The sequence below is a fragment of the Micromonospora sp. WMMA1947 genome (genome assembly GCF_027497355.1).
Lineage (GTDB): Bacteria > Actinomycetota > Actinomycetes > Mycobacteriales > Micromonosporaceae > Micromonospora.
Genome location: NZ_CP114909.1, coordinates 3,850,923 through 3,874,740, shown reverse-complemented (window position 1 = coordinate 3,874,740; position 23,818 = coordinate 3,850,923). Strand labels below are relative to the sequence as shown.

The 23,818-nt window shown below is 71.8% G+C and carries 22 protein-coding genes and 1 tRNA gene; 6 read left to right on the top strand and 17 right to left on the bottom strand.

The window, feature by feature from the left end; translation table 11 throughout:
* Positions 1-21: 21 nt before the first annotated feature.
* From O7604_RS18610 to O7604_RS18565, 10 genes are all read right to left on the bottom strand, one after another.
* Positions 22-825: an amino acid ABC transporter ATP-binding protein gene (locus O7604_RS18610; protein WP_269704971.1), complete on the bottom strand. Its 804-nt coding sequence runs from the start codon at positions 823-825 to the stop codon at positions 22-24.
* Positions 822-1,796 carry an amino acid ABC transporter permease gene (locus tag O7604_RS18605; protein ID WP_269704970.1) on the bottom strand — a complete coding sequence of 325 codons (975 nt, stop codon included), beginning with the start codon at positions 1,794-1,796 and terminating at the stop codon, positions 822-824. The genes O7604_RS18610 and O7604_RS18605 overlap by 4 nt, the downstream gene beginning before the upstream one ends.
* Before the next feature lie 2 nt (positions 1,797-1,798).
* Positions 1,799-2,710, bottom strand: a complete 912-nt coding sequence (locus O7604_RS18600; protein WP_104114974.1) for an ABC transporter substrate-binding protein — start codon at positions 2,708-2,710, stop codon at positions 1,799-1,801.
* A 32-nt stretch (positions 2,711-2,742) separates the two neighbouring features.
* Positions 2,743-3,453: an ABC transporter ATP-binding protein gene (locus O7604_RS18595; protein WP_043329572.1), complete on the bottom strand. Its 711-nt coding sequence runs from the start codon at positions 3,451-3,453 to the stop codon at positions 2,743-2,745.
* Positions 3,443-4,207, bottom strand: coding sequence for an ABC transporter ATP-binding protein (locus O7604_RS18590; RefSeq protein WP_176722847.1), 765 nt, complete (start codon positions 4,205-4,207; stop codon positions 3,443-3,445). Before O7604_RS18590 ends, O7604_RS18595 begins: the two co-directional genes overlap by 11 nt.
* A 73-nt stretch (positions 4,208-4,280) precedes the next feature.
* Entirely contained in the window at positions 4,281-5,420 is a 1,140-nt protein-coding gene (locus O7604_RS18585; protein ID WP_269704969.1) for a branched-chain amino acid ABC transporter permease, read from the bottom strand.
* On the bottom strand, positions 5,417-6,367 hold the full coding sequence (locus O7604_RS18580) for a branched-chain amino acid ABC transporter permease (protein WP_091420555.1): 951 nt from the start codon (positions 6,365-6,367) through the stop codon (positions 5,417-5,419). Before O7604_RS18580 ends, O7604_RS18585 begins: the two co-directional genes overlap by 4 nt.
* 105 nt (positions 6,368-6,472) lie before the next feature.
* Entirely contained in the window at positions 6,473-7,633 is a 1,161-nt protein-coding gene (locus tag O7604_RS18575) for a branched-chain amino acid ABC transporter substrate-binding protein (RefSeq protein WP_269704968.1), read from the bottom strand.
* A 257-nt stretch (positions 7,634-7,890) separates the two neighbouring features.
* A complete protein-coding gene (locus O7604_RS18570) occupies positions 7,891-9,099 on the bottom strand; it encodes a hypothetical protein (protein ID WP_269704967.1) in 1,209 nt (402 codons plus the stop codon).
* Between the two features lie 37 nt (positions 9,100-9,136).
* Positions 9,137-9,757, bottom strand: coding sequence for a response regulator (locus O7604_RS18565; RefSeq protein WP_194801284.1), 621 nt, complete (start codon positions 9,755-9,757; stop codon positions 9,137-9,139).
* A gap of 94 nt (positions 9,758-9,851) precedes the next feature.
* Here O7604_RS18565 and O7604_RS18560 point away from each other — a divergent pair.
* Positions 9,852-9,929 (top strand) — tRNA-Leu (locus tag O7604_RS18560).
* A gap of 208 nt (positions 9,930-10,137) precedes the next feature.
* Positions 10,138-10,710, top strand: a complete 573-nt coding sequence (locus O7604_RS18555; protein ID WP_281577220.1) for an LAGLIDADG family homing endonuclease — start codon at positions 10,138-10,140, stop codon at positions 10,708-10,710.
* Positions 10,711-10,746: 36 nt separating this feature from the next.
* Here O7604_RS18555 and O7604_RS18550 read toward each other — a convergent pair whose 3' ends face one another.
* A complete protein-coding gene (locus tag O7604_RS18550) occupies positions 10,747-11,922 on the bottom strand; it encodes a PLP-dependent aspartate aminotransferase family protein (RefSeq protein ID WP_281577219.1) in 1,176 nt (391 codons plus the stop codon).
* Between the two features lie 83 nt (positions 11,923-12,005).
* Between O7604_RS18550 and O7604_RS18545 the strand changes: the two genes are divergently transcribed.
* Entirely contained in the window at positions 12,006-12,485 is a 480-nt protein-coding gene (locus tag O7604_RS18545; RefSeq protein ID WP_047894721.1) for an Lrp/AsnC family transcriptional regulator, read from the top strand.
* 61 nt (positions 12,486-12,546) lie between these two features.
* Positions 12,547-13,542 carry an LLM class flavin-dependent oxidoreductase gene (locus O7604_RS18540; RefSeq protein ID WP_269704964.1) on the top strand — a complete coding sequence of 332 codons (996 nt, stop codon included), beginning with the start codon at positions 12,547-12,549 and terminating at the stop codon, positions 13,540-13,542.
* 167 nt (positions 13,543-13,709) lie between these two features.
* On the opposite strand, the gene O7604_RS18535 is transcribed toward O7604_RS18540, so the two are convergent.
* The 6 genes from O7604_RS18535 to O7604_RS18510 all read right to left on the bottom strand — a co-directional run bounded on the left by O7604_RS18535 (position 13,710) and on the right by O7604_RS18510 (position 21,045).
* Complete coding sequence (locus tag O7604_RS18535) at positions 13,710-15,980, bottom strand: cellulose binding domain-containing protein (protein ID WP_269704963.1); 2,271 nt, start codon at positions 15,978-15,980, stop codon at positions 13,710-13,712.
* A 363-nt stretch (positions 15,981-16,343) separates the two neighbouring features.
* Positions 16,344-17,408, bottom strand: coding sequence for a sulfite exporter TauE/SafE family protein (locus O7604_RS18530; RefSeq protein WP_269704962.1), 1,065 nt, complete (start codon positions 17,406-17,408; stop codon positions 16,344-16,346).
* A 132-nt stretch (positions 17,409-17,540) separates the two neighbouring features.
* Positions 17,541-18,008: an Rrf2 family transcriptional regulator gene (locus O7604_RS18525; protein ID WP_269704961.1), complete on the bottom strand. Its 468-nt coding sequence runs from the start codon at positions 18,006-18,008 to the stop codon at positions 17,541-17,543.
* Positions 18,009-18,079: 71 nt separating this feature from the next.
* Positions 18,080-18,955: an acyl-CoA thioesterase II gene (locus O7604_RS18520; protein WP_269704960.1), complete on the bottom strand. Its 876-nt coding sequence runs from the start codon at positions 18,953-18,955 to the stop codon at positions 18,080-18,082.
* Positions 18,952-20,400, bottom strand: a complete 1,449-nt coding sequence (gene pyk / locus O7604_RS18515; protein ID WP_269704959.1) for a pyruvate kinase — start codon at positions 20,398-20,400, stop codon at positions 18,952-18,954. The genes O7604_RS18520 and pyk overlap by 4 nt, the downstream gene beginning before the upstream one ends.
* 279 nt (positions 20,401-20,679) lie before the next feature.
* The gene (locus O7604_RS18510) at positions 20,680-21,045 is read right to left on the bottom strand and encodes a YciI family protein (RefSeq protein WP_269704958.1); all 366 of its coding nucleotides are present in this window, start codon (positions 21,043-21,045) and stop codon (positions 20,680-20,682) included.
* 176 nt (positions 21,046-21,221) lie between these two features.
* On the opposite strand from O7604_RS18510, the gene O7604_RS18505 reads away from it, so the two are divergent.
* Positions 21,222-22,088, top strand: coding sequence for an aldo/keto reductase (locus O7604_RS18505; protein WP_281577218.1), 867 nt, complete (start codon positions 21,222-21,224; stop codon positions 22,086-22,088).
* A gap of 91 nt (positions 22,089-22,179) precedes the next feature.
* Positions 22,180-23,772, top strand: coding sequence for a GMC family oxidoreductase N-terminal domain-containing protein (locus O7604_RS18500; protein WP_269704956.1), 1,593 nt, complete (start codon positions 22,180-22,182; stop codon positions 23,770-23,772).
* The last annotated feature ends 46 nt before the right edge of the window (positions 23,773-23,818 follow it).

Below are 23,818 nucleotides of genomic sequence, written 5' to 3'. Positions count from 1 at the left end.
GCGCCGCACCGGAGGCCGAGGTCAGAGAACCTTGGCCAGGAACGCCTTGGTCCGCTCGTGCTGCGGCGCCGAGATCACCTCGCGCGGGTCGCCCTGCTCGACCACCACGCCGCCGTCCATGAACACGAGGTGGTCGCCCACCTCGCGGGCGAAACCGATCTCGTGGGTCACCACGATCATCGTCATGCCGTCGCGGGCCAGGTCCTTCATCGTGTCCAGCACCTCGCCCACCAGCTCCGGGTCGAGCGCGCTGGTCGGCTCGTCGAACAGCATCAGCTTCGGCCGCATGGCCAGCGCCCGGGCGATAGCCACCCGCTGCTGCTGGCCGCCGGAGAGCTGACCGGGGTACGCGCCGAGCTTGTCACCCAGGCCCACCCGGTCCAGCAGCTGCGCGGCGTGCTCGCGGGCCTGCGCCTTCTTGGCCTGGCGCAGCAGCACCGGGGCCTCCATGACGTTCTGCAGCACCGTCATGTGCGGGAACAGGTTGAACCGCTGGAACACCATGCCGATGGCACGGCGCTGCGCGGCCACCTCCCTGTCCCGCATCTCGTAGAGCTTGCCGCCGCGCTCCCGGTAGCCGATCAGGTCACCGTCGACCCGGATGCGGCCGGCGTCGATCTTCTCCAGGTGGTTGATGCAGCGCAGGAACGTCGACTTGCCGGAGCCGGAAGGCCCGAGCAGGCAGCACACCTCGCCGGAGCGGACCTCCAGGTCGATGCCCTTGAGCACCTCCAGCGGCCCGAACGACTTGTGCACCTGCTCGGCCCGCACCATCAGCCCGGACTCGGCGCCCGGCGCCTGCGGGGAAACCGTCGCCTCGGTCATGATTCCGCCGTCCCACTCGTGGTGCCGCCGCTCTCGGCGGCCAGACCCCGGAGCCGCTGCCGAGCCCGCCCGCTGCGTCCGACACCCTTGGAGTAGTGCCGCTCCAGGTAGTACTGCCCCACCAGCAGGACGCTGGTCAGAAGCAGGTACCACAGCGTCGCGGCGACGTACATCGGGAAGGGCTGGAAGGTCCGGGAACCGACGGCCTTGAGCTGGAAGAACAGCTCCATCGACACCGGCACGAAGGCCACCAGCGAGGTGTCCTTGAGCATCGCGATGGTCTCGTTGCCGGTCGGCGGGATGATCACCCGCATCGCCTGCGGCAGCACGATCCGCCGCAGGATCTGCGCCCGGCTCATGCCCAGCGCCTGAGCCGCCTCGGTCTGCCCCTCGTCCACCGACTGGATGCCGGCCCGGACGATCTCGGCCATGTACGCGGCCTCGGACAGACCCAGCGCCAGCATGCCGGCGACGAAGCCGGTCAGGATGTCCACCGCGCTGAACCCGAACAGGCGGGCCTCGAAGTCGTGCAACCCGAACAGGGCGCCGATCTGCCTGTCGAACGGCAGACCGAACTCCAGGCGCGACCAGAGGATGCCGAGGTTGCCGAAGAGGATCGCCAGCACCAGCCGCGGGACCGCACGGAAGAACCAGGTGTAGACCCAGGCCACGCCGCGCAGCACCGGGTTGGGCGACAGCCGCATGATCGCGATGACGATGCCCAGGCCGATGCCGATCACCATCGACGTGATCAGCAGCAGGATGGTGCCGCGCAGTCCTTCGATGATCGGCGGGCGGAACATCTCGTCCACCATGAACGACCACTGGAACGCGGAGTTCGTGACCAGCATGTGCACGAACATCGCGACCAGCACGGCGATGACCGCCACACCGGCCCAGCGCCCGGGGTGCCGCACGGGCACGGCCTTGATCGGTTCAGGCCGTGCCCGTCCGGATGTGTCGACCGACATGGTCAGACCGACGGGTTCAGTTCAGCGTTGGTGATCGCGCCGCCCTCGACACCCCACTTGCTCAGCGCGGCCTTGTAGCTGCCGTCGGCGATGACCGCCTGCACGGCCTCCTTGAGCACCTCGGCGAACGCCTGCTGCTCCTTGTTCACCGCGTAGCCGTACGGCGCCGACTCGTAGATGTCGCCGAGCACCTCGAGCTGGCCGTTGCTCTGCTTCACCGCATACGCGCCGACCGGGGAGTCGGCCAGCATGGCGTCGTTCTTGCCGCTGCCCACGGCGGCGGTCGCGTCGCTCTGCGCCTGGTACTGGTCGATCTTGATGGCCGGCTTGCCGGCGTCGGTGCACTTCTTCGACCGGGCGGTGATGTCGTCGAGCTGGACCGTACCGACCTGCACGGCGATCTTCTTGCCGCAGGCGTTCTCCGGGTCCACCCCGGCCGGGTTGCCCTTCTTGGTCGCCCACTGGGTGCCCGCCGAGTAGTAGCTCACCATGTTGACCGTCTTCAGACGGTCGGCGTTGATGGTGAACGACGAGACGCCGACCTCGTACTTGCCCGAACCCACACCGGGCAGGATCGCGTCGAACGGCGCCGACTCGTACTCGGCCTTGAGGCCGAGCTTCTGCGCCACCGCGTTGAACAGCTCCACGTCGAAGCCGACCACGGTCTTGCCGTCCTGGTCGAGGAACTCGGCCGGGGCGTACGTCGAGTCGGTGCCGACCTTGATCACGCCGTCGGCCTTGATGGCGTCCGGCACCTTCGCGGCGAGGTTGGAGTCGGCCGTGGCGGACACCGACGGGCCGTCGCCCGGCTCGGCCGAGTTCTCCTTCTCGCCGCACGCGGCGAGGGAGAGCAGCAGGACGGCCGCACCGGCGACGCCGAGCGCCGCCCGCCGTCCGGGGTTGGGGTGGAACATGGCTGTACTCCTTATTGCGAGGGGTCGGTCGGTCAGGCCACGCCGAGGTAGGCCTCTTTGACCGAGGGGTCGTGCAGCAGGTCCGCGCCGGTGCCGCTCTTGACGATCCGGCCGGTCTCCAGCACGTACGCCCGGTGGGCGCGCGCCAGCGCCTGCTGGGCGTTCTGCTCCACCAGCAGGATGGTGGTGCCCTGCTGGTTGATCTCCGTGATGATCGTGAAGATCTGCTGGATCAGCATCGGCGCGAGACCCATCGACGGCTCGTCGAGCAGCAGCAGCTTCGGCCGGCTCATCAGCGCCCGGCCGACCGCGAGCATCTGCTGCTCGCCGCCGGAGAGCGTGCCGCCGGCCTGCTTGCGCCGCTCGGCCAGCCGCGGGAACAGGTCCAGCACCCGGGCCAGGTCCTGCGCGATGCCGGCCTTGTCGCGCCGGGTGTACGCGCCCATGTCGAGGTTCTCCAGCACCGTCATGCCGGGGAAGATGCCCCGGCCCTCGGGCGCCTGGCACAGCCCGCGCCGCACCCGCAGGTCGGCCCGGAGCTTGGTGATGTCCTCACCGGCGAACTTGATCGTGCCGGAGGCGACCGGCCGGATGCCGGAGATCGCCCGCATGGTGGTGGACTTGCCGGCGCCGTTCGCGCCGATCAGCGCGACGATCTCCCCCTCGTCCACGGTCAGGCTGATGCCGTGCAGCGCCTGGATCCGCCCGTAGAGCAGGCTCACGTCCTCGATCTCAAGCAGCATCGTCCGGCACCCCCAGGTACGCCGCGACCACCTTCGGGTTGTCCCGCACCTCGGCGGGCAGCCCTTCGGCGATCTTCTTTCCGAACTCCAGGACCACGATCCGGTCGGTCACGCCCATCACCAGGCGCATGTCGTGCTCGATCAGCAGCACCGTCACGCCCTGGTCCCGGATCTGCCGGATGAGCTGGAGCAGCTCCTCCTTCTCCGCCGGGTTGAAGCCGGCGGCCGGCTCGTCCAGGCAGAGCAGCTTCGGGTCGGTGGCGAGCGCGCGGGCGATCTCCAGCCGCCGCTGCTCGCCGTAGGACAGGTTGCGGGCGAACTCGTGCATCCGGTTGCTGATGCCGACGAACTCCAGCAGGCGCTCGGCCTTCTCCCGGCCCTCGCGCTCCTCCTTCCAGTGCCGCGGCAGGCGCAGCAGGGCGGAGATCACGCTGGTCTTGTGGTGCGCGTCCGCGCCGACCTGGACGTTCTCCAGCGCGGTCATCTCCGGGAAGAGACGGATGTTCTGGAACGTCCGGGCCATGCCCATCCGGGTGATCTGGTGGCGCTTCTTGCCACTGATCTTCTGGCCCAGGAACCGGATCTGCCCCTCGGTGGGCTGGTAGATGCCGGTCATCGCGTTGAAGCAGGTGGTCTTGCCGGCGCCGTTCGGGCCGATCAGGCCGAGGATCTCACCCTTGTAGAGGGTGAAGTCCACGTCGTTGAGGGCCACCACGCCGCCGAAGCGCAGCGTGACGTGGTCGACCTCCAGCAACGGCTCCCGCTTGTCGACCGTCTCGACGGCCGGGGCCGCCGCCTGGGCCGGAACAGCCGGGGTCTGCTCGGTGTCACTCACCGACGATCACCTCCTTGCGGCGGTCCTTGAACTCCGCCGCTCGTCGCCGGTTCGGGATCAAGCCCTGCGGGCGGAAGATCATCATCACCACGAGCACCAGACCGAAGAAGAGGAACCGGTACTCGTACAGTTCGATGCCGAACAGCTCGATGCCACGGAACCGCTCGATCATGTACGCCACCAGGCCGCCGCCGACGATCGCGCCGATGATGTTGCCCGAGCCGCCGAAGATGACGGCGGCCAGGATGATGATCGAGTTGAGCAGCTCGAAGTTCTGCGAGTTGACGAAGTTCTGCTTACCGGCGAACAGCGCGCCGGCCAGGCCGGCGATGGCCGCGCCGGAGGCGAACGCCCACAGCTTGAACTTGAACGTCGGCACGCCCATCAGCTGGGCCGCGTCCTCGTCCTCGCGGATCGAGATCCAGGCCCGGCCGACCCGGCTGTGGGTCAGGTTCCGCACCCCGATCACCACCAGGATGATCAGCGTGAGCACCAGCCAGTAGTACGGGCGGGCGTCGAGCACGCCGAACCACGGCCGGCCGTCGGCGTACTGGCCGGGCGGGTGCGGGATCTGGTTGAAGCCGCGCTGTCCCTTGAGGAACTCGGAGCTGACCGCCGCGATCCGGATCATCTCGGCGAAGCCGAGCGTCACCAGCGCCAGGTAGTCGCCGCGCAGACGCAGCGTCGGCGTGCCCAGCATGACGCCGGAGACCATGGTCAGGCCGATCGCGATCGGCACCACCGCCAGCCACGGCCACAGCGTCTTGAGGTCGCTGCTCGGTGAGGTCAGCACCGCGACCGTGTACGCGCCGACGGCGAAGAAGCCGAAGTAGCCGAGGTCGAGCAGGCCGGCGAAGCCGACCACGATGTTGAGCCCGACCGCCAGCAGCACGTAGATCGAGACCGTGAACATCACCTGGGTGAAGTTCGCGCCCGGGGTCGGGATCGGCCCGAGGTACTGGTAGAACTCCTTGTTCGGCAGCGCGTAGAAGAACGCGATGACCGCGATCAGCAGCACCCAGCGCACCCAGCGCGGCGCGTGGTGCCAGCGCTCCGAGATCGCGTGCCGGCCCTGCCGCAGCTTGTCCGCCGCCGTCTCCCGCCGCTCCGGCGGGTCGATGGTGGTCGTCATGCGCGTGCCCTCCCCAGTGATTCGCCGAGCAGACCGGTCGGCCGGAACATCAGCAGGACGACGAGCACCGCGAACGCGGCGAAGTCCTTCCACTGACTGCCGAACAGGCCCGCGGCGTAGTTCTCCACGACGCCGAGCAGCAACCCGCCGACGAGCGCGCCGCGCAGGTTGCCGATACCGCCGAGCACCGCGGCGGTGAACGCCTTGAGGCCCAGCAGGAAGCCGACGCTGTAGGTGAGCGTCTGGATCCGCACGTCGTAGAGCAGGCCCGCGACGCCGGCCATGGTGCCACCGGCGATGAAGACCATCAGGATGATGCGGTCCTTGTTGACGCCCATCAGGGCCGCCGTGTTGGCGTCCTGGGCCACCGCCCGGATGCCGCGGCCGGTACGGCTGCGGTTGATGAACTGGTCCAGCGCGAACATCATCACCAGCGCGGAACCGATCGTGAGCAGCTGCACCGCGTCGATCGGCACCCCGGCGATGTGGAACAGCGGCTCCGAGCTGACCAGGATCGGCGCGCCCTCCGGCCGGCGCCGGGTGTAGACGCCGAACGCCTCGGAGATGGCGATCGAGGCGCCGATGGCGGTGATGAGGAACGCCAGCGGCGGCGCGTTGCGCTTGCGCAGCGGCCGGTACGCCACCCGTTCGATCACCGTCGCGGTGCCCGCCGAGGCGATGGCCGCCACGATCATCGCCACCAGTAGGTAGAACAGGATCGAGCCGATGCCGCTGACCTGCGAGTTCTGGTCGAGTCCGAAGCCGTTCCAGGTCCAGATCGCGGCGAACGCGCCGGCGATGAAGACCTCGGAGTGGGCGAAGTTGATGAGCCTGAGCACGCCGTACACAAGCGTGTAGCCGAGCGCGACCAGGGCGTAGATGGCGCCCTGCGTCAAGCCGGTCGTGGTGAGTTCCCCGAAGTTGGAGAACAATCCGTCGAAGTCCAAGGGAGGGACGCTCCGTCGCTCAAGAGAAAAAGAGGGTGCGGCCGGGAGCCAGCTCCCGGCCGCACCCGCGATCACTACTCAATCGCCAGTCCAGCGATCGAACGATCAGGACTTGGGGATCTCCTGGTCCGGGACGACCTTGCCGCCCTGCACCTTGAACGCCCAGACCTTGACCTGCGCCGGGTCGAGCTCGCCGCCCTCGACGAACTTGTAGCTGGCGGCAACGCCCTCGCCGCTGTAGCCCTTCACGAACTCCAGCAGGTCGGCGCGGGTGCTCTTGCCGGCCTTGATGCCCGCCAGCAGGATGTTCGCCGCGTCGAAGGCGGTGTCGCTGTAGGTGCCCGGGTCGGTGCCGTTGAGCGCCTTGAAGTCGGCGGCGAAGGTGCCGCGCGCCTCGGTGGACGGAGCGCAGGGGCAGGTGAGGATGGTGCCCTCGGCGGCGGCGGCACCGGCGGAGGTGATGTACGCGCCGTCGTTCACGCCGTCACCGGCGACCAGCGGGGCGGTGACCCCGGCAGCGGTGAGCTGCTTGCGGATCAGGCCGGCCTCCTGGTAGTAGCCGCCGTAGAAGACCGCCTTGACGTTGGCGGCCTTGACCTTGGTGACCACGCCGGAGAACTCGGTCTGCTTGCCCTCGCCCTGGACCTTGTCGCTGCCCACGACCGAGGAGCCGAGAACCTTCTTGACCTCGTCGGCCAGGCCGGCGCCGTACGCGGACTGGTCGTCGATGACGTAGACCCGGTCGGCCTTCATCACGTTCTTGATGTAGTTACCGGCGGCGGGGCCCTGGCTCAGGTCGTTGCCGACCGCGCGGAAGAACGTCTTCCAGCCCTGCTCGGCGAGGCTGGGACGGGTCGCGGAGGGGGTGATGGTGACCAGGCCGGCCTCGTTGAACAGCGGGCCGGCGGCCTCGGACTCGCCCGAGTAGGCCGGACCCACGACGCCCAGGATCTTGGTGTCGTCGATCGCCTTCTGGGCCAGACCCGGCGCCTGGTCCGGGCTGCCCTGCGAGTCGAGCTCGGCGAGCTCGACCTTGCAGTCCGGGTTCTCCTTGTTGTACTTGTCGACGGCCAGCTTGACGCCGTTCTTCTCGTTGATGCCCAGCGCGGCCGAGCTACCGGTCAGCGCGCCGAAGAAAGCGATCTTGCTCCCGCAGGCGCTGCCCCCGGAACCCTCATCGTCGCTGCCGCTGGAACAAGCGGTGCCACCGGCGACGAGCGCCAGCATGGCGACCCCGCCGATCACGCGTGCGAGCTTCTGCCTCAAGGCCCGAACCCTCCTCCGTCCATGATCCGAACCACCCGCCGCTGATTGGCCCTTGCGGGGTGGACGAACCAAGACCGTCGTCGCCGGTCTGGGCCGGGACGTTATCCCACCGCGAGCGGTGGCGTAAGACCTGGAAAGCGGGGTTGACCGAACCGTTACACGCGGTGGCGGATTCAAGCCGATCGCCGTAAGAACCGTAGGCCCGGCAAGGCTTTCGCCGACTATTCCTCGGTAACGAGCTGGAACCTCCTCACCCGCTACCGATCGATGGTCGACAACGCCCCCCACCAGGCGCGGGACGTTTTCCCGTCGTCGACGACCACGAGCAGCCCGCCGTCGCCGACGGCCACCGGCAGCGCCGCGTCGCCACCGTCCGGCACCGGCACCGGAGTGATCACGGGAAGCCACGACACGCCGCCGTCACGCGACATCCAGAGCCGTCGCTGAGCGCCGTCCCCGGTCACCGCGACGAGCCGCCGCCCCGACGCCGCGAGCGCGTCCACCGACGACACCCCGGGCCCCGACGTGCCGAACCCGCCGACGCGCCGCCACCCCTGCGCCGCACCTGCCGAACCGGCGGACCGCGAGCCGCAGTCGTCGCACCCGCGCCACACCCCGAACCGGTCGCCCACCGGACCGAGGACCACCGGCCCGCCGTCGGCCGGCACCACCCGCTCCGCCGCCCCGGCCGCCCCGTCCGGCACCGGCAGGGCCACCCGCCGCCACACCCGGCCGTCGGCCGAGGCCCACGCGAGAGGCGTCCGGGCCGTCCCGCCGGGCGGCAGCAACGCCCCCACCACCAGCCAGCCCGACCCCACCGCCGCCACGTCGTACGCCGCCGTCCGGCCCCGGCCGTCGCCGGCCAACTCCGCGACCCCCTCACGCAGGACGAACCCCTCGGCGTCCGGCGACGTCCACACCGCCGCGCCGTCCGCGCGCGCACCGGCGACCAGCCAGCCGCCCGGCCCCGCCGCCAGCCGCGACGCGCTCACCGCGCGCGGGCCGCCGAACAGCTCGAACGCCGCCGGCACCTCCCGCAACGGCCCGCCCGGACCCCACACCCACGTCCCGGTACGCGGATTGCCGTGCACGCCACCGGTCTTCGCGCCCAGCGCGGCCATCCCGTCGTCGCGGCAGGCGACCGCGTAGAGCACGTGCTGACGGCCGTAGAACGTCTGCGCGCGCACCGGAATCGGCGACCAGGTCACGCCGTCCGATGAGGACCACGCCGCCGGACGGGTCTCCCCCGCCGGATCGACCAGCCCGCCCACCACGTACCACCGACCGGCGCACCGAACCGCGTCGCGCGGCACCGGACGCCCCGAGGCGCCGGCGGGAAGGGCCAGCTCCACGGGCTGCCACTGCGGGCGTACGGAAGCGGGCTGCGGCAGCGGCCGCGGGGTCGCGTGGCAGGCCGCCAGGAGCAGCGCGGCGGCAGCGGCGACGAGGACCGGCCGGACGCGCATGGATCCGATCCTATCGATCGGACACCTCGCGGGCAGGTCAGGGCGTGGGCTGCTCCACCTCGCCGCCGGCGGTCTCCGCGAGGATCCGCTCGGCGACCTCCTTCATGGTCATCCGGTGGTCCATCGCGGTGCGCTGGATCCACTTGAACGCCTGCGGCTCGGTCATGCCGTACGTCGTCATCAGCGCACCCTTGGCGCGCTCGACGGTCTTGCGGATCTCCAGCCGGTCGGTGAGGCCGGCGACCTCCGACTCCAGCGCGGCGATCTCCGAGTAGCGGGACAGCGCGATCTCCACCGCCGGCACCAGGTCGCTCTTCTGGAACGGCTTGACCAGGTACGCCATCGCGCCGGCCGCCCGCGCCCGCTCCACCAGGTCACGCTGGCTGAACGCGGTCAGGATGATCACCGGGGCGATGCGCGCGCCGGCGATCCGCTCGGCGGCGGCCAGCCCGTCCATGATCGGCATCTTGATGTCGAGGATGACCAGATCCGGCTTGAGCTCCTCGGCGAGCTTGACGGCGGTCTCGCCGTCACCGGCCTCGCCGACCACCTCGTAGCCCTCTTCGACGAGCATCTCGGCCAGGTCCAGCCGGATGAGCGCCTCGTCCTCGGCGATCAGAACGCGCTTGCGCTCGGCGTCCGCCTGCATCTCGCCCACGAGCCACTCCCACCGGTTCGAGCCCGGCACCCGCCCTGCCGGGTGCCGCCGCCCTCAGCCTAGCGGGTAAGCTGTCGAGGCCGAATCACGGAACGCCCTCGTAGCCCAACTGGCAGCAGGCAATGGATTCAAACTCCATACAGTGTGGGTTCGAATCCCACCGAGGGCACCAGAAATGTCATACAGGCGTTCGACCATAGGGTTGTGCATCCACCCGAACTGCGCGCCCGGGCGCGGCGTCTTACCTCGACGGCGCGACCGTTGCCCAGGTGGCGCGGACCGTGGGGCTCTCCTACCCGACGGTTCGCCACTGGTGCAAGGATCGGCCGACGCCGAAGCAGCAGGGCACCGCACTGCGATGCTTCCGCTGTCGTGACGACATGCACGCTCCGACAGATCCGGCGGCCTACGCCTATCTCCTCGGCCTCTACCTCGGCGACGGGCACCTCGTCACCAAGGCCCGGGTGCCGGTGCTCCGGATCGCCTGCAGCGACTGCTGGCCGGGCCTGATCGAGGCGTGCGACGACGCCATGCGAGCGGTGCTGGCCGAGAAGGTGCAGCGGGTCCAGAAACCGGGCTGCGTCAGCGTGCAGAGTTACGGGAAGCACTGGCCGTGCCTACTACCGCAGCACGGGCCCGGCAAGAAGCACGAGCGCCCGATCGTTCTGACCGATTGGCAGCGACCCATTGTCGAGGCCCAGGCGGGCGACTTCCTGCGCGGCCTGTTCCACTCCGACGGCTGCCGTTTCGCCAACCGGGTCGTCGTGCGCGGCAAGGCGTACGTCTATCCGCGCTACATGTTCGCCAACGAGTCCGCCGACATCATGGGCCTCTGCCAGCGGGCCCTCGACCGGCTGGGCATCGCCTGGCGGATGAACCGCCGCAACTCCCTCTCGGTGGCCCGCCGGGAGGCGGTCGCCGCCCTCGACCGGCACGTCGGCCCGAAGTCGTGACCGGCCGACGCCGCGGACGCGGGCGACCCGCCGCCGTCAGATGCGCGACAGCGCCTGCGCGAGATCCGCCCGCAGGTCCTCCGGGTCCTCCAGGCCGACCGAGACGCGCAGCAGCCCGCCGCAGGGCTTGGCGTCGCCCTCGACCGGCCGGTGGGTGAGCGAGGCCGGGTGCTGGATCAGCGTGTCGACACCGCCCAGCGACACCGCGTGGGTGATCAGTTCGCAGGTGCCGGCGACCTCGGCCGCGGCGGGCGCGCCGCCGCGTACCTCGAAGGCGAGCAGGCTGCCGGTGCCGGACATCTGGCGGCCGACCAGCCCGGCCGGGTCGTACAGGGACGGGTGGTGGACGCGCTCGACGGCGGGGTGGCCGGCGAGCCAGGCGGCGAGCTTCTCCGCACCGGCCTGCTGGGCGCGGACCCGCAGCGGGAGGGTCTGGATGCCGCGGTGCAGCAGGTACGCGCCGAGCGGGTGCAGGACGGCGCCGGTGACGGCGCGGACCTGGCGCAGCCGGGCGGCCCATTCGGGAGCGCAGGCGATCACTCCGGCGAGGACGTCGCCGTGGCCGCCGATGCTCTTGGTGGCGCTGTGCAGCACGAGCGCGGCGCCGTGGCGGGCGGGCTGCTGGAGCACCGGGGTGGCGACGGTGTTGTCGACGAGCAGCGGGACGTCACCGGCGGCGCCGGCGAGCGCGGCGATGTCGACCAGGTCGAGGCTGGGGTTGGCGGGCGTCTCGACCAGCACCAGCGCGGTGTCGGGTCGGATGGCGGCGGCCACGTCGGCGGGGGTGGCCCAGGTGACCTCGGTGCCGAGCAGGCCGGTGGCGAGGACATGGTCGGTGCCGCCGTAGAGGGGGCGGACGGCGACGACGTGGCGTTTGCCGTCGCGGGTGGCGGCGAGCAGGGCGGCGGTGAGGGCGGCCATGCCGCTGGCGAACGCGACCGCCTCGGCGGTGCCTTCGAGCTGGGCGAGCGCGGTCTCGAACCGGGCCACTGTGGGGTTCCAGAGGCGCTGGTAGACGGCGCTGCCGCCGGCCGGGAGGGTGCCGCCGGTGGCGAGCGTCTCGTAGTCGTCACCGCCTCCGGCCACCGAGGGCAGCGGGTTGGTGGTGGACAGGTCGATCGGCGGGACGTGGACGCCGAGCCCGGCGAGGTCGGCGCGCCCGGCGTGTACGGCTGCGGTGTCCACGGAAGTCATGCCGGAAGCGTCGAACATGACGATGGCAGAGGGCAATAGGAGCGAACAAGATTCTGGGAATCGCGCTTTCGCCCGGTGGCGATTCGGTGAAGGATGGTCACATGCCTGCCGCACCGAATGATGTACGGCCGTTCGCCGGCCTGGACGACACCGATCGCGCGATCCTCACCGAGTTGGCGGCCGACGGCCGGCTGCCGAACAACGCGCTGGCCGAGCGGGTGGGGGTGGCGCCGTCGACGTGCCTGACGCGTACCCGGGCGCTGCGCGAGTGCGGGGCGATCCGCGGGTTCCACGCCGAGGTCGACCCGGCGGCGGTGGGTCTGCCGTTGCAGGCGCTGGTGTCGGTGCGGTTGACGGCGCACGAGCGGGCCGCCGTGGACGCGTTCCGGGCCCGGTCGGTGCGGCTACCAGGGGTGGTGTCGGTGTTCCACGTGGCGGGCGCGGAGGACTACGTGCTGCACGTGCGGGCCGCCTCCGGGGACGCGCTGCGGGACTTCGTCCTCGACCATCTGGCTGTCGATCCGGCGGTGCAGCACACCCAGACCAGCCTGATCTTCGAGCAGGCCCGGGGTATGGGGTAGCGCACCCGGCGAAACAATTCCGGCACGTCGCCTGTTGCACCACGCTGTGATCGACGTACCCATGTCTGTTCTTGATCTTGCCCCGGTGGCGGCGACCGGCAGTGCCGGTGAGGCGCTGCGACACACCACGGAGCTGGCCCGCCGCACCGAGGAGCTGGGCTACCGCCGGTTCTGGGTGGCCGAGCACCACAACATGCCGGCGATCGCGAGTTCGGCGCCGGCGGTGCTGCTCGCGCACCTGGCGGCGAACACCAGCACGATCCGGCTCGGCTCCGGCGGCGTGATGCTGCCCAACCACGCACCGCTGGTGGTGGCCGAGCAGTTCGGCACGCTGGAGGCGCTGCACCCGGGCCGGATCGACCTGGGCATCGGCCGGGCGCCGGGCACCGACCAGGTGACCGCGCTGGCGCTGCGCCGCACCATGGAGGGCCTGTCCGCCGAGCACTTCCCGCGTGAGCTGGCCGACCTGATGAACTACTTCTCCGGCGCCGAGCCGGGCCCGATCACCGCGACGCCGGGCCGCGGCCAGTCGCCGCAGGTGTGGCTGCTCGGGTCCAGCGGGTTCAGCGCGCAGCTGGCCGGCCTGCTCGGGCTGCCGTTCTCGTTCGCGCACCACTTCAGCTCGCAGAACACGATTCCGGCGTTGCAGCTCTACCGGCAGAACTTCCGGCCGTCGCAGTGGCTGGACCGGCCGTACGCGATGGTGGCCGTCAACGCGGTCTGCGCGGAGACCGACGAGCGGGCCGAGTGGCTGGCCGGGCCGGCCGGGCTGTCGTTCCTGAAGCTGCGCTCGGGGCGGCCGGAGCCGCTGGTCACGCCGGAGGAGGCGGCGGCGTACCCGTACTCGGAGTTCGAGCGGGAGTTCGTCGCCCAGCGCCGTGACGGGCAGGCGACCGGCTCGCCGGAGACGGTGGCCCGGCAGCTCGGTGAGTTGCTGGAGCGCACCGGCGCGGACGAGCTGATGCTCACCACGATGGTCTACGACGTGGCCGACCGGGTCCGCTCGTTCGAGCTGATCGCCGAGAAGGTGGCGGGCGGGCTGCGCCGGGAGGGCTGAAACACGCTCTTCATAGCCACGTCACCGCACCGTCGCGTGGGACGCCTAACTTTGTCCTCGGTGGTGGTACGGCATTCCCGGTCGGGACGGGTCGGGAATGCTGCGGTGTGGTGCACCGGGTCGCCGGCGGAGCGGATTCCGCGACCGGCGACCCGGTGCCTGCCGTTTCAGCGCAGGTAGATGTTCGGGGCGGGCGGGGTGCTCATGCCGTCGCCCAGGTGGAAGCCCGGGTGCGGCGGCTGGTTGTAGGCGGTGTTCTGCCAGGCCACCGCCACCCGGTACTGCGGGTCGTGCATCAGCGTCGGCAGGCGCAGGCCGGTGGTGACCGGCGTGCTGTAGATCCGTAGCGCGGTGCTGTCGGAGGTACGCCAGACCACCTCCTCGCGCCAGTCACCGAGCAGGTCGGCCGAGAGTGCCGGGGTGGACTTGGTGCCGTTGTTCGAGGCGACGCCGCTGCCGGTGAGCAGCCGGGTCTCGCCGCCGGTGCCGTACTTGTCGATCTTCGTGGCGTCGAGCAGTTCCCGGACCGGGTCGCCGTCCCACCAGATCAGGAAGTTCGCCGACGACGGCTTGCGCCCGATGTTCTGCCCCCGGGTGTTGAGCAGCCCGTCGACCGCCGACGACCAGGACTCCGCGCCCGGGCTGCCGGCCCAGACGTCACCGGAGACGCCGCGGCCGTTGTCGCCGTTCGGCGCGGTCTGCCAGATGATCTGCCCGGTACGCGCGTCGGCCATCCAGGAGCTGGGCTTGCTGCCGTCCTCGTCGACCTTGAAGATCTCCAGGCCGGCGCGGGACGTGTCGAGGTCGCCGACGTGCAGGGCGTCGCCGTGGCCGTTGCCGGTGGAGTACAGCAGCCGGCCGTTGTCGTCGATGGTGGCGGCGCCGTACACGATCTCCTGGCGGCCGTCGTTGTCGACGTCGGCCACGGAGAGCTGGTGGTTGCCCTGGCCGGCGGCGGCGCCGTTGCCGGAGGCGTTCGAGTCGAACGTCCAGCGCTTGCGCAGCGTGCCGTCGCGGAAGTCCCAGGCCGCGACGACGGCGCGGGTGTAGTAGCCGCGCGCCATGATCAGCGAGGGGCGCTGCCCGTCCAGGTACGCGGTGCCGGCGAGGAACCGGTCGACCCGGTTGCCGTACGAGTCGCCCCAGGACGAGACGGTGCCGCGCGGCGGGTCGTAGTCGACTGTGGAAAGTGCTGCGCCGGTGCGGCCGTCGAACATGGTCAGGTACTCCGGGCCGGCGAGCACGTAGCCGCTGGAGTTGCGGTGGTCGGCCGAGCCGTTGCCGATCACCTGGCCGGTGCCGGAGCGGGTGCCGTCGGCGGTCTTCATGGCCACTTCGGCGTCTCCGTCGCCGTCGTAGTCGTACACCTGGAACTGGGTGTAGTGGGCGCCGGCGCGGATGTTGCGGCCCAGGTCGACGCGCCACAGCCGGGTGCCGGCGAGCGTGTACGCGTCGACGTAGACGTTGCCGGTGTAGCCGGACTGCGAGTTGTCCTTGGCGTTCGACGGATCCCACTTGAGCACGAACTCGTACCGGCCGTCGCCGTCGAGGTCACCGACGCTCGCGTCGTTCGCCGAGTAGCTGTAGCCCTCCCCCGCCGGGGTGGTGCCGCCGGGTGGGGGCTGGATCGGCACGTCCAGGTAACCGTTGGCGAACTGGAGCGCCGGCGCGGACGCCGCCTGCTCGGCGCCGTTCACCACGGCCCGCACGGTGTACGCCGAGCCGGCCGCCGCGCCGCTGTCCAGGTACGTGGTGGCGCCGGTGATCGGGCTGCCGTTGACCTTGGTGCCGCCCCGGTAGAGGTTGAACGCCACGCCCGAGGTCTCGGTGCCGAGCAGCCGCCAGGAGACGAGGTTCCCGCTGCCGGAGCGGACGCTGACCAGCCCTCGGTCGAGCTTCTCCATCTGCTTCGCCCCGGCCGGCGGGTCGGTGGGCGGGGGTGTGGTCGGTGGCGGTGTGGTGGGCGGAGGTGTGGTGCTCGGTGGCGGCGTCGACGGTGGCGCGCTGGTCGACGGCGCGCCGGTGCAGGCGGTGCCGTTGAGCGTGAACGCGGCCGGGACCGGGTTCGACGCGTTGTTCCAGGAGCCGTTGAAGCCGAAGTTCGCGGTGCCGCCGGTGCCGATGGCCGCGTTGTAGCCGGCGTCGCGGGCGCTCACCTGCGCCCCGGACTGGCTGACCGTCGCGTTCCACGCCTGGACGACCTGCTGGCCGGCGGCGAAGCTCCAGCCGACAGTCCAGCCGTTGACCGGGTCGCCGAGGTTGGTGACTGTCACGTCGGCGCCGAAGCCGCCGCTCCACTGGTTGGTGATCCGGTAGTCGACCCGGCAGGCGACGGCCGCCGCGGCAGCAGTCATCGTGGTGAGCGCGCCGGCCGACAGGGTGACCGCCGAGGCCGCGGCGAGCAGCGCGATCCGGCGGCGAGGGGTGGTGGGGTGCACGGGGAACGCCTTTCGCGGAGGTCAGGCACGCGACGGTCGCCGGCCTGCCCGGACCGGCGGATACGTGCCCTGACGCGACGGGCGACGTCGACGCATCGACGTCGGTGATTCGGCTCCGCGCTTCGTCAGCCTAGGTCACCGCCGGACACGCCCACAAGCGCGGCGGAACGGTGGAGCGGCGGCGCGGTCGGGCGACGGCGCGAAGGAATGAACCGACAGCCGATATACCTCAGAGTCATAAATATGACCGAGAGGCATACCGGTCAGGGGACATGTTCTCTCCCGGCGAGCGACCGGCCGAGACAGAGCCCTCCCGGGCGACGGCACGGCCAGGCGAGGCGCGCGGTTCAGGCCGCGGGCGGCTCAGCCCTCGACAGCGGCGGCGAGCTTCCGCGACTCCGCGGCCTCGGTGGTCTCGGCGGTGGCCACCGGCTGCGGGACCTGCCCCGGCTGCGGGACCTGCCCCGGCTGCGCGGCCTCCGCCGGCTCGACGGACTCCCCCGGCTGGGCAGGCTTCCCCGCCTCGGCCGGCGGCGCGGCGGCCAGGGCCGCGTCGACAGTGGCGCGGGCCCGGCGGGTACGGCGCAGCGCGCGCACCGCCAGCCCGACGGCGACCAGCCAGGCGGCGCCGAGCAGCACGTACACCACGACCGGCACCGACCCGCCCACGCCGCCGGCGCTCAGCAGCGTGCGGGCGTTCGTCAGCACGATCACGCCGCCGATCACGGCGCCGAGCAGCTGGGCGGGAACGATGCGGACCAGCCAGGCGGCGATCGGCGCGGCGATCAGGCCGCCGACCAGGAGCGCGGCCACCGTCGGCAGCAGGAAGCCCTCGGAGCCCAGGCCGATGAGGAAGCCGATGCTGGCCGCGCCGGCCACCACGAACTCGGAGGTGTCCACCGAGCCGATGACCTTGCGGGGTTCCATCCGGCCGGACACCAGCAGCGCCGGGGTGGCGACCGGGCCCCAGCCACCGCCGCCGGTGGCGTCGACGAAGCCGGCGACCAGGCCGAGCGGCGCGAGGAAACGGCTGCGCAGCCGGCCGGCGGCCCGGTTCGCGCGCAGCGGCCGGGAGAACCGCACCAGCAGGTACGCGCCGAGCGTGAACAGGATGGCGGCCATCCACGGGGCCGCCGCCTCGGTGGAGATCGAGCTGAGGAAAGTCGCTCCGGCGAACGCGCCGATGGCGCCGGGCAGCGCGATCCGGCCGACCACCTTCCAGTCGACGTTGCCGAATCGCCAGTGCGAGACGCCGGCGGCGAGCGTGGTGCCGATCTCGGCCAGGTGCACCGAGGCGGACGCGGCGGCCGGTGCGACACCGGCGAACAGGAGAAGCGTCGAGGAGGTCAGCCCGTACGCCATGCCGAGCGCGCCGTCGACGAGTTGCGCGGCGAGCCCGACGAGGGCGAGGACCAGCAGCTTGCGCACGAGCGCCCCCTGACTTTTCGGTATCTCCTATCAACTTGGTCGACAATGCGGCACGAGGGCACCCCGGGTCAAGTCCCCCATCCGGTTGGTAGGAGTCGCCGGACGGTGTGCCCGGACGTGCGGAGGCGGTCGTCAGCTCCAGGCGCGCGGGTCGGCGGCCAGCTCGTTGACCCGGCCGGGCAGCGCGCCGGCCGCCACGTCGGCGATGGTGACCAGCTCGAGGATCTCCCGCTCGCTGGCCCGCAGCGCGATCCAGACGTCCTGCAGCGCGCGGGCCGCACCCTGGTAGCCGAGCTGCTCCGGACGCTGCCCGCGTACGTGCGCCAGCGGGCCGTCGATGACGCGGATCACCTCGGCCAGGGAGATCTCCCCGGCCGGCCGGGCCAGCCAGTAGCCGCCCTCCGGGCCACGCTGGGCGTGCACGATGCCGCCCCGGCGCAGTTGCAGCAGGATGCTCTCCAGGAACTTCGGCGGGATGTCCTGCGCGCGGGCGATCTGCTCGGCGGTCACCGGGCGGCTCCGCTCGGCAGTCCCGTCCGCGACGGAGGCCAGCTCGGCGGCCGCGCGGAGGGCATAGTCGACCCGGGCGGAAAGGCGCATACGGCCAGGTTAGTCCGCTGCGATGCGGACCGGCCGCCGGGCCCGCGTCCGGACGATCACCGGCCGGACGGTCAGCCGCCGACGCGCCGCAGCAGCCCCTCCTGGACGGCGCTGGCGATGTGCCGTCCGTCGGTGGTGAACATCCGGCCGGTGGCCAGGCCACGGGCACCCGATGCCGACGGGCTCCAGCAGTCGTACAGGAACCACTCGTCGGCACGGAACGACCTGTGGAACCACAGGGCGTGGTCGAGGCTCGCGCCGACCACGCCGCCCGGCCCCCACACCTCGCCGTGCACCGACAGCACCGAGTCCAGCAGCGTCAGGTCGGAGGCGTACGTGAGGGCGCACGCGTGCAGCAGCGGATCGTCCGGCAGCTTGCCGTCAAGGCGCATCCACACCCGCTGGTGCGGTTCGGCCGGGCGGTCACCGGGACGCACCCAGCCGGGCTCGCCGACGTACCGCACGTCGATCGGGCGCGGGATCATCCCCCAGATGCCGAGGCGCTCCGGGTAGCGGGAGAGCCGGTCGGTCATGGTCGGCACGTCGTCCGGGCGGGGTACGTCCGGCGGGAGCGGGGCGTGGTGGTCCAGCCCCTCCTCCTGGCGCTGAAACGACGCCGACATGAAGAAGATCGGCTTGTCGTGCTGCAGCGCCACCGAGCGGCGTACCGAGAAGGAGCGGCCGTCGCGGACGTTCTCCACCTGGTACTCGATCGGCTCGGCCGGGTCGCCGGGGCGCACGAAGTAGCCGTGCAGGGAGTGCACGGCCCGCTCCGCGTCGACGGTGCGGCCGGCCGCGACCAGGGCCTGACCGGCGACCTGGCCGCCGTAGACCCGCTGCGGGCCCACCGGCGGGCTCATCCCCCGGAAGGTCATCTCCCCGGTACGGGCGAGGTCGAGCACCTCCAGCAGCTGGTCGACCGCCGCCTGCCCGGTCGCCACACTCATTGGAGGGCTCGTGCCGAGGCAGCGTCGACCAGCGAGCCCAGCTGGTGCACGCGCAGCGTGTTGGTGGAGCCGGGGGTGCCGGGCGGGCTGCCCGCCACGATCACCACGTAGTCGCCCGGGTTGGCCCGGTTGAGGCCGAGCAGCGCCTGGTCGACCTGGCGGAACATGTCGTCGGTGTGCTGGACGAACGGCATCAGGAACGTCTCCACGCCCCAGGACAGCGCGAGCTGGTTGCGCACCTCCGGCACCGGCGTGAACGCCAGCAGCGGCAGGTCGCAGTGCAGCCGGGCCAGGCGCTTGACGGTGTCACCGGTCTGCGAGAACGCGACCATGGCCTTGGCGCCGATGGCCCGGGCGATCGACGAGGCGGCGACGGTGAGCGCGCCGCCGTGCGTACGCGGGTCGTGCTGCAGCCGGGGGACGGCGATCGAGCCGGCCTCGGTGGTGGTGATGATCTTCGCCATGGTGCTGACGGTGAGGACCGGGTACTTGCCGACGCTGGTCTCGCCGGAGAGCATCACCGCGTCGGCGCCGTCGAGCACCGCGTTGGCCACGTCGGACGCCTCGGCGCGGGTCGGACGGGAGTTCTCGATCATCGAGTCGAGCATCTGGGTGGCCACGATGACCGGCTTGGCGTTCTCCCGGCACAGCTGCACGGCGCGCTTCTGCACCAGCGGCACCTGGTCCAGCGGCAGTTCGACGCCGAGGTCGCCGCGGGCGACCATGACGCCGTCGAAGGAGAGCACGATCGCCTCCAGGTGGTCGACCGCCTCCGGCTTCTCGACCTTGGCCAGGACCGGGCGGCGCACACCCTCCTCGTCCATGATCGAGTGGACGAGCTTGATGTCCTCCGGCGACCGGACGAACGACAGCGCGACCAGGTCGACGCCGAGGCCGAGGGCGAAGCGCAGGTCCTCGGCATCCTTGTCGGACAGGGCCGGGACGCTCACCGCGACGTTCGGCAGCGAGACGCCCTTGTTGTTGGAGACCGGGCCACCCTCGGTGACCAGGCACCGGATGTCGTTACCGGTGACGTCGCTGACCTCGACCGCGACGCGGCCGTCGTCGATCAGCAGCCGGTCGCCCGGCTTCACCTCCTGGGGCAGCTTGCGGTAGGTGCAGGAGACCCGCTCCTTGGTGCCGACGACGTCGTCACCGGTGATCACGACGGAGTCGCCGGTACGCCACTCGTGCGGGCCGTCGGCGAACCGGCCGAGACGGATCTTGGGGCCCTGGAGGTCGGCGAGCACGGCGACCGGCTTGCCGGCCGCCTCGGCCGCTTCCCGGACCAGCCGGTAGACCGACTCGTGGTCGGCGTGACTGCCGTGGCTGAAGTTGAGCCTCGCCACGTTCATGCCGGCTTCGACGAGCCCGCGGATACGCTCCGGGGACGCGGTGGCGGGGCCGAGAGTGCAGACGATCTTCGCGCGGCGTGTCACGCCCATCAGGCTAGTCTCTCTTCCGGATCGGCCTCCCGGCCGACCCCTTGCGAGCTGCGGAACAGTTGTCCAACGACGCGCGTCAACCGCGTGGGCGGGCGGTAGGCGTACCGCACCGCGACGTCGTGTGGCGGGCATCGGCGACCGCGCGGTGAGAAATCGTACCGCTCCCCGCCAGAGGCCGGCCGGGGGCACGGTAGCGCCGCCGCCCACTGCCGGTCGACGGTGGGCGGTGGGCGGGTACGCGACAGCGGGTGGTGCCGCCGGAGGGGCGCGAGCCGCGCCTCAGCTCTCCGTCTTGACCAGCGGGAACTCCAGCGAGCCGGCCGGGCAGAGGAAGGTGAGCACCTCGACCCGGTACAGCCCGGCCTGCACCGCCGGGTCGGCCTCCATGACGCTGCGGACGTCGTCCACCGAGCCGGTGCGGGCCAGACCGAAACCGATCGGCGGGTCGGGTTCCCGCGCCGGGCCGTCGACGGATCCGTCCACGAGCACGATGCCGCGCCGTTGCAGCGCCCGCATGTGCTGGAGGTGCTCGGCCTGCAGCCGCTGCACCGTCTCGTCCGGCAGGGCCCGCCCCGAGGGCCCCGGGTAGAGCACGATGCACTCGTACGTGTCCAGCGCGAAGTCGAGCTGTGGCGTCGCGGCCATGCGCACCTCCTGAGCACCGTTCCGCCCAGCCTCCCACGGCGGGCCGGTGTGCCGAGGCTGCTCGCCGCAACTGCCCGGCTGGTCGTCGGGAGGCTTCGCCGGTCCGATTCGGGGAAAGCTCCCGCGTCCGGGCGTGCGACGGCCCGCGACCGCGTACGAGCCCGGGAGGACCGCGAATGGCCGCCAGCACCCAGCCCGCCAAGGCGTCGGGCAGCTACCGGATCGGTGGCGACCTGCCGGTCGACCGCCTCGGCTACGGGGCGATGCAGCTCACCGGGCCGGGCGTGTGGGGTGACCCGAAGCATCCGGCCGAGGCGGTACGGGTGCTGCGCCGCGCGTACGAGCTGGGCGTCACGTTCATCGACACCGCCGACTCGTACGGGCCGTTCGTCAGTGAGCTGCTGATCCGCGAGGCGCTGCACCCGTACGCCGACGATCTGGTCATCGCGACGAAGGCCGGGCTGACCCGCGCCGGCCCGGACGACTGGCGGCCGGTGGGGCGCCCGGAGTACCTGCGCCAGCAGTGCGAGCTGAGCCTGCGCCACCTGGGCCTGGACTGCATCCCCCTCTACCAGCTGCACCGCATCGACGCGAAGGTGCCGCTGGCCGACCAGCTCGGCGAGCTGGCGCTGCTGCGCCAGGAGGGCAAGATCCGGCACATCGGGCTGTCCCAGGTCGGCGTCGAGGAGATCGAGGCGGCCCGGGCGATCGCGCCGATCGTGTCCGTGCAGAACCTCTACAACCTGGCCGACCGCAGCGCGGAGGACGTGCTGGAGCACTGCGAGCGCCACGACCTGGCGTTCATCCCGTGGTTCCCGATCGCCACCGGCAACCTGGCCCGCCCCGGCGGACCACTCGACGCGATCGCGACCGGGCACGGCGCCGCCCCGGCGCAGCTCGCGCTGGCCTGGCTGCTGCGCCGGTCGGCGGTGATGCTGCCGATCCCGGGCACGTCGTCGGTGGCGCACCTGGAGGAGAACGTGGCGGCGGCCGAGGTGGAGCTGACCGACGCCGAGTTCGAGGCGCTGGCCGAGGCCGCCTGACCCGGCCACCGCACCTCCCCCGACCGGCCCCTTTCGCAGACGGTGACCGGGCAACTACGGTCAGAGGGATTCTCACGAGTGGGGGTCCCCTGTGGAGGAGTTCGACTACGTCATCGTGGGAGCCGGCGCGGCGGGCTGCGTGCTGGCGAACCGGCTCACCGAGGATCCGGGCACCCGGGTGCTGCTGCTGGAGGCGGGCGGCTGGGACCGCAGCCCGTACGTGCGGGTGCCGAAGGCGTTCTCCCGGCTGATGGACGACGAGCGCACCGCCTGGCACTACCCGGCCACCACCGGGCCGGGCCGCCAGGAGATCTGGCAGCGCGGACGGATGATCGGCGGCTCCACCTCGGTCAACGGCATGATCTGGAGCCGCGGCGCGGCGCACGACTGGGACGCCCTGGAGCCGCTCGGCTGGGGCTGGTCGGTCATGGGCCGGGTGTTCCCGCGGCTGGAGGACCACCCGCTCGGCCCCGCACCGCACCGGGGCACCGGCGGCCCGGTGCGGCTGTCCATCGCCACCGGCACCGACCCGCTCGCCGAGGAGATGGTGGCCACCGGCGCCGAGCTGGGCTGGCGCCGCGCCGACGACCTGGACGCCCACGACGACGAGCGGATCGGCTACCCCACCGCCACCATCCACGCCGGACGCCGGGTCAGCGCCGCGGACGCGTTCCTGCACCCGGTCCGGCGCCGGCCCAACCTGACCGTCGAGGTCGGCGCCGTCGTCCTGCGGGTGCTCGTCGAGGGCGGCCGGGCCACCGGGGTACGGGTGGCGCACGGCGGCCGGGAGACCACGTACCGGGCAGCGGGTGAGGTGATCCTCGCCGCGGGCGCCCTGGCCACCCCGCACCTGTTGCAGGTCTCCGGCATCGGGCCGGCGGACACGCTGCGGGCCGCCGGGGTGCCGGTGCTGCTCGACCGGCCCCGGGTCGGCGCCGGGCTGCGCGAGCACCGGTCGATAGTCCTGCAGTACCGCCTCACCGAACCCGGCGGCCACAACATGACCATCGGCAGCCCGCTCGGGCAGGCCCGGGCGGCGCTGCGCTGGCTGCTCACCCGGGGCGGCCCGCTCGCCCTGCCGGTGCTGGACGTCGCGGCGCACATCAAGTCCCGGCCGGACCTGGACCGCCCGGACGCGCACCTGCTGATGGCGCCGTTCTCCGCCGCGCCACCGCGGCCCGGCAAGGCCCTCGAACTGGAACGGGAGCCGGGCCTGATGTGCCTGGGCACCGTCAGCCGGCCGGACAGCGAGGGCAGTCTGGCGATCACCGACGCGGACCCGCGTACGCCGCCGGCCGTCGTGGCGAACTATCTGACCACCGCGCACGACCGGCGGGTGGCGGTGGACCTGTTCCGCCGGATGCGGGAGTTCTTCGGCACCGGCCCGATCGCGAAGCGCATCCAGGGCGAGACGGTGCCCGGTACGGCGACCACTACCGACGCGGAGATCGTCGAGGCGGCGGTGGCGCGCGGCTACTGCGGCTACCACGCCATCGGCACCTGCGCGATGGGCACCGGCGACGAGCACGTGGTCGATCCACTGTTGCGGGTACGCGGCGTGGACGGGCTGCGGGTGGTCGACGCGTCGGTGCTGCCGGTGATGGTGGCGGGCTGGACCAGCGCCCCGGTGACCGGGCTGGCCTGGCGGGCCGCCGACGTGATCACGGGGCGGGACGCGGACTGACCGACGGCACGCGCGACGGCCCGGCCGGACGTGCCCGGCCCGCGCG

What these genes read in the sequence shown, in the direction of transcription:
- O7604_RS18610 (WP_269704971.1), bottom strand. Translation starts at nt 825, where the DNA reads ATGACCGAGGCGACGGTTTCCCCGCAGGCGCCGGGCGCCGAGTCCGGG.
- O7604_RS18605 (WP_269704970.1), bottom strand. Translation starts at nt 1,796, where the DNA reads ATGTCGGTCGACACATCCGGACGGGCACGGCCTGAACCGATCAAGGCC.
- O7604_RS18600 (WP_104114974.1), bottom strand. Translation starts at nt 2,710, where the DNA reads ATGTTCCACCCCAACCCCGGACGGCGGGCGGCGCTCGGCGTCGCCGGT.
- O7604_RS18595 (WP_043329572.1), bottom strand. Translation starts at nt 3,453, where the DNA reads ATGCTGCTTGAGATCGAGGACGTGAGCCTGCTCTACGGGCGGATCCAG.
- O7604_RS18585 (WP_269704969.1), bottom strand. Translation starts at nt 5,420, where the DNA reads ATGACGACCACCATCGACCCGCCGGAGCGGCGGGAGACGGCGGCGGAC.
- O7604_RS18570 (WP_269704967.1), bottom strand. Translation starts at nt 9,099, where the DNA reads ATGCGCGTCCGGCCGGTCCTCGTCGCCGCTGCCGCCGCGCTGCTCCTG.
- O7604_RS18555 (WP_281577220.1), top strand. Translation starts at nt 10,138, where the DNA reads ATGCACGCTCCGACAGATCCGGCGGCCTACGCCTATCTCCTCGGCCTC.
- O7604_RS18550 (WP_281577219.1), bottom strand. Translation starts at nt 11,922, where the DNA reads ATGTTCGACGCTTCCGGCATGACTTCCGTGGACACCGCAGCCGTACAC.
- O7604_RS18545 (WP_047894721.1), top strand. Translation starts at nt 12,006, where the DNA reads ATGCCTGCCGCACCGAATGATGTACGGCCGTTCGCCGGCCTGGACGAC.
- O7604_RS18540 (WP_269704964.1), top strand. Translation starts at nt 12,547, where the DNA reads ATGTCTGTTCTTGATCTTGCCCCGGTGGCGGCGACCGGCAGTGCCGGT.
- O7604_RS18525 (WP_269704961.1), bottom strand. Translation starts at nt 18,008, where the DNA reads ATGCGCCTTTCCGCCCGGGTCGACTATGCCCTCCGCGCGGCCGCCGAG.
- O7604_RS18520 (WP_269704960.1), bottom strand. Translation starts at nt 18,955, where the DNA reads ATGAGTGTGGCGACCGGGCAGGCGGCGGTCGACCAGCTGCTGGAGGTG.
- pyk (WP_269704959.1), bottom strand. Translation starts at nt 20,400, where the DNA reads ATGGGCGTGACACGCCGCGCGAAGATCGTCTGCACTCTCGGCCCCGCC.
- O7604_RS18510 (WP_269704958.1), bottom strand. Translation starts at nt 21,045, where the DNA reads ATGGCCGCGACGCCACAGCTCGACTTCGCGCTGGACACGTACGAGTGC.
- O7604_RS18505 (WP_281577218.1), top strand. Translation starts at nt 21,222, where the DNA reads ATGGCCGCCAGCACCCAGCCCGCCAAGGCGTCGGGCAGCTACCGGATC.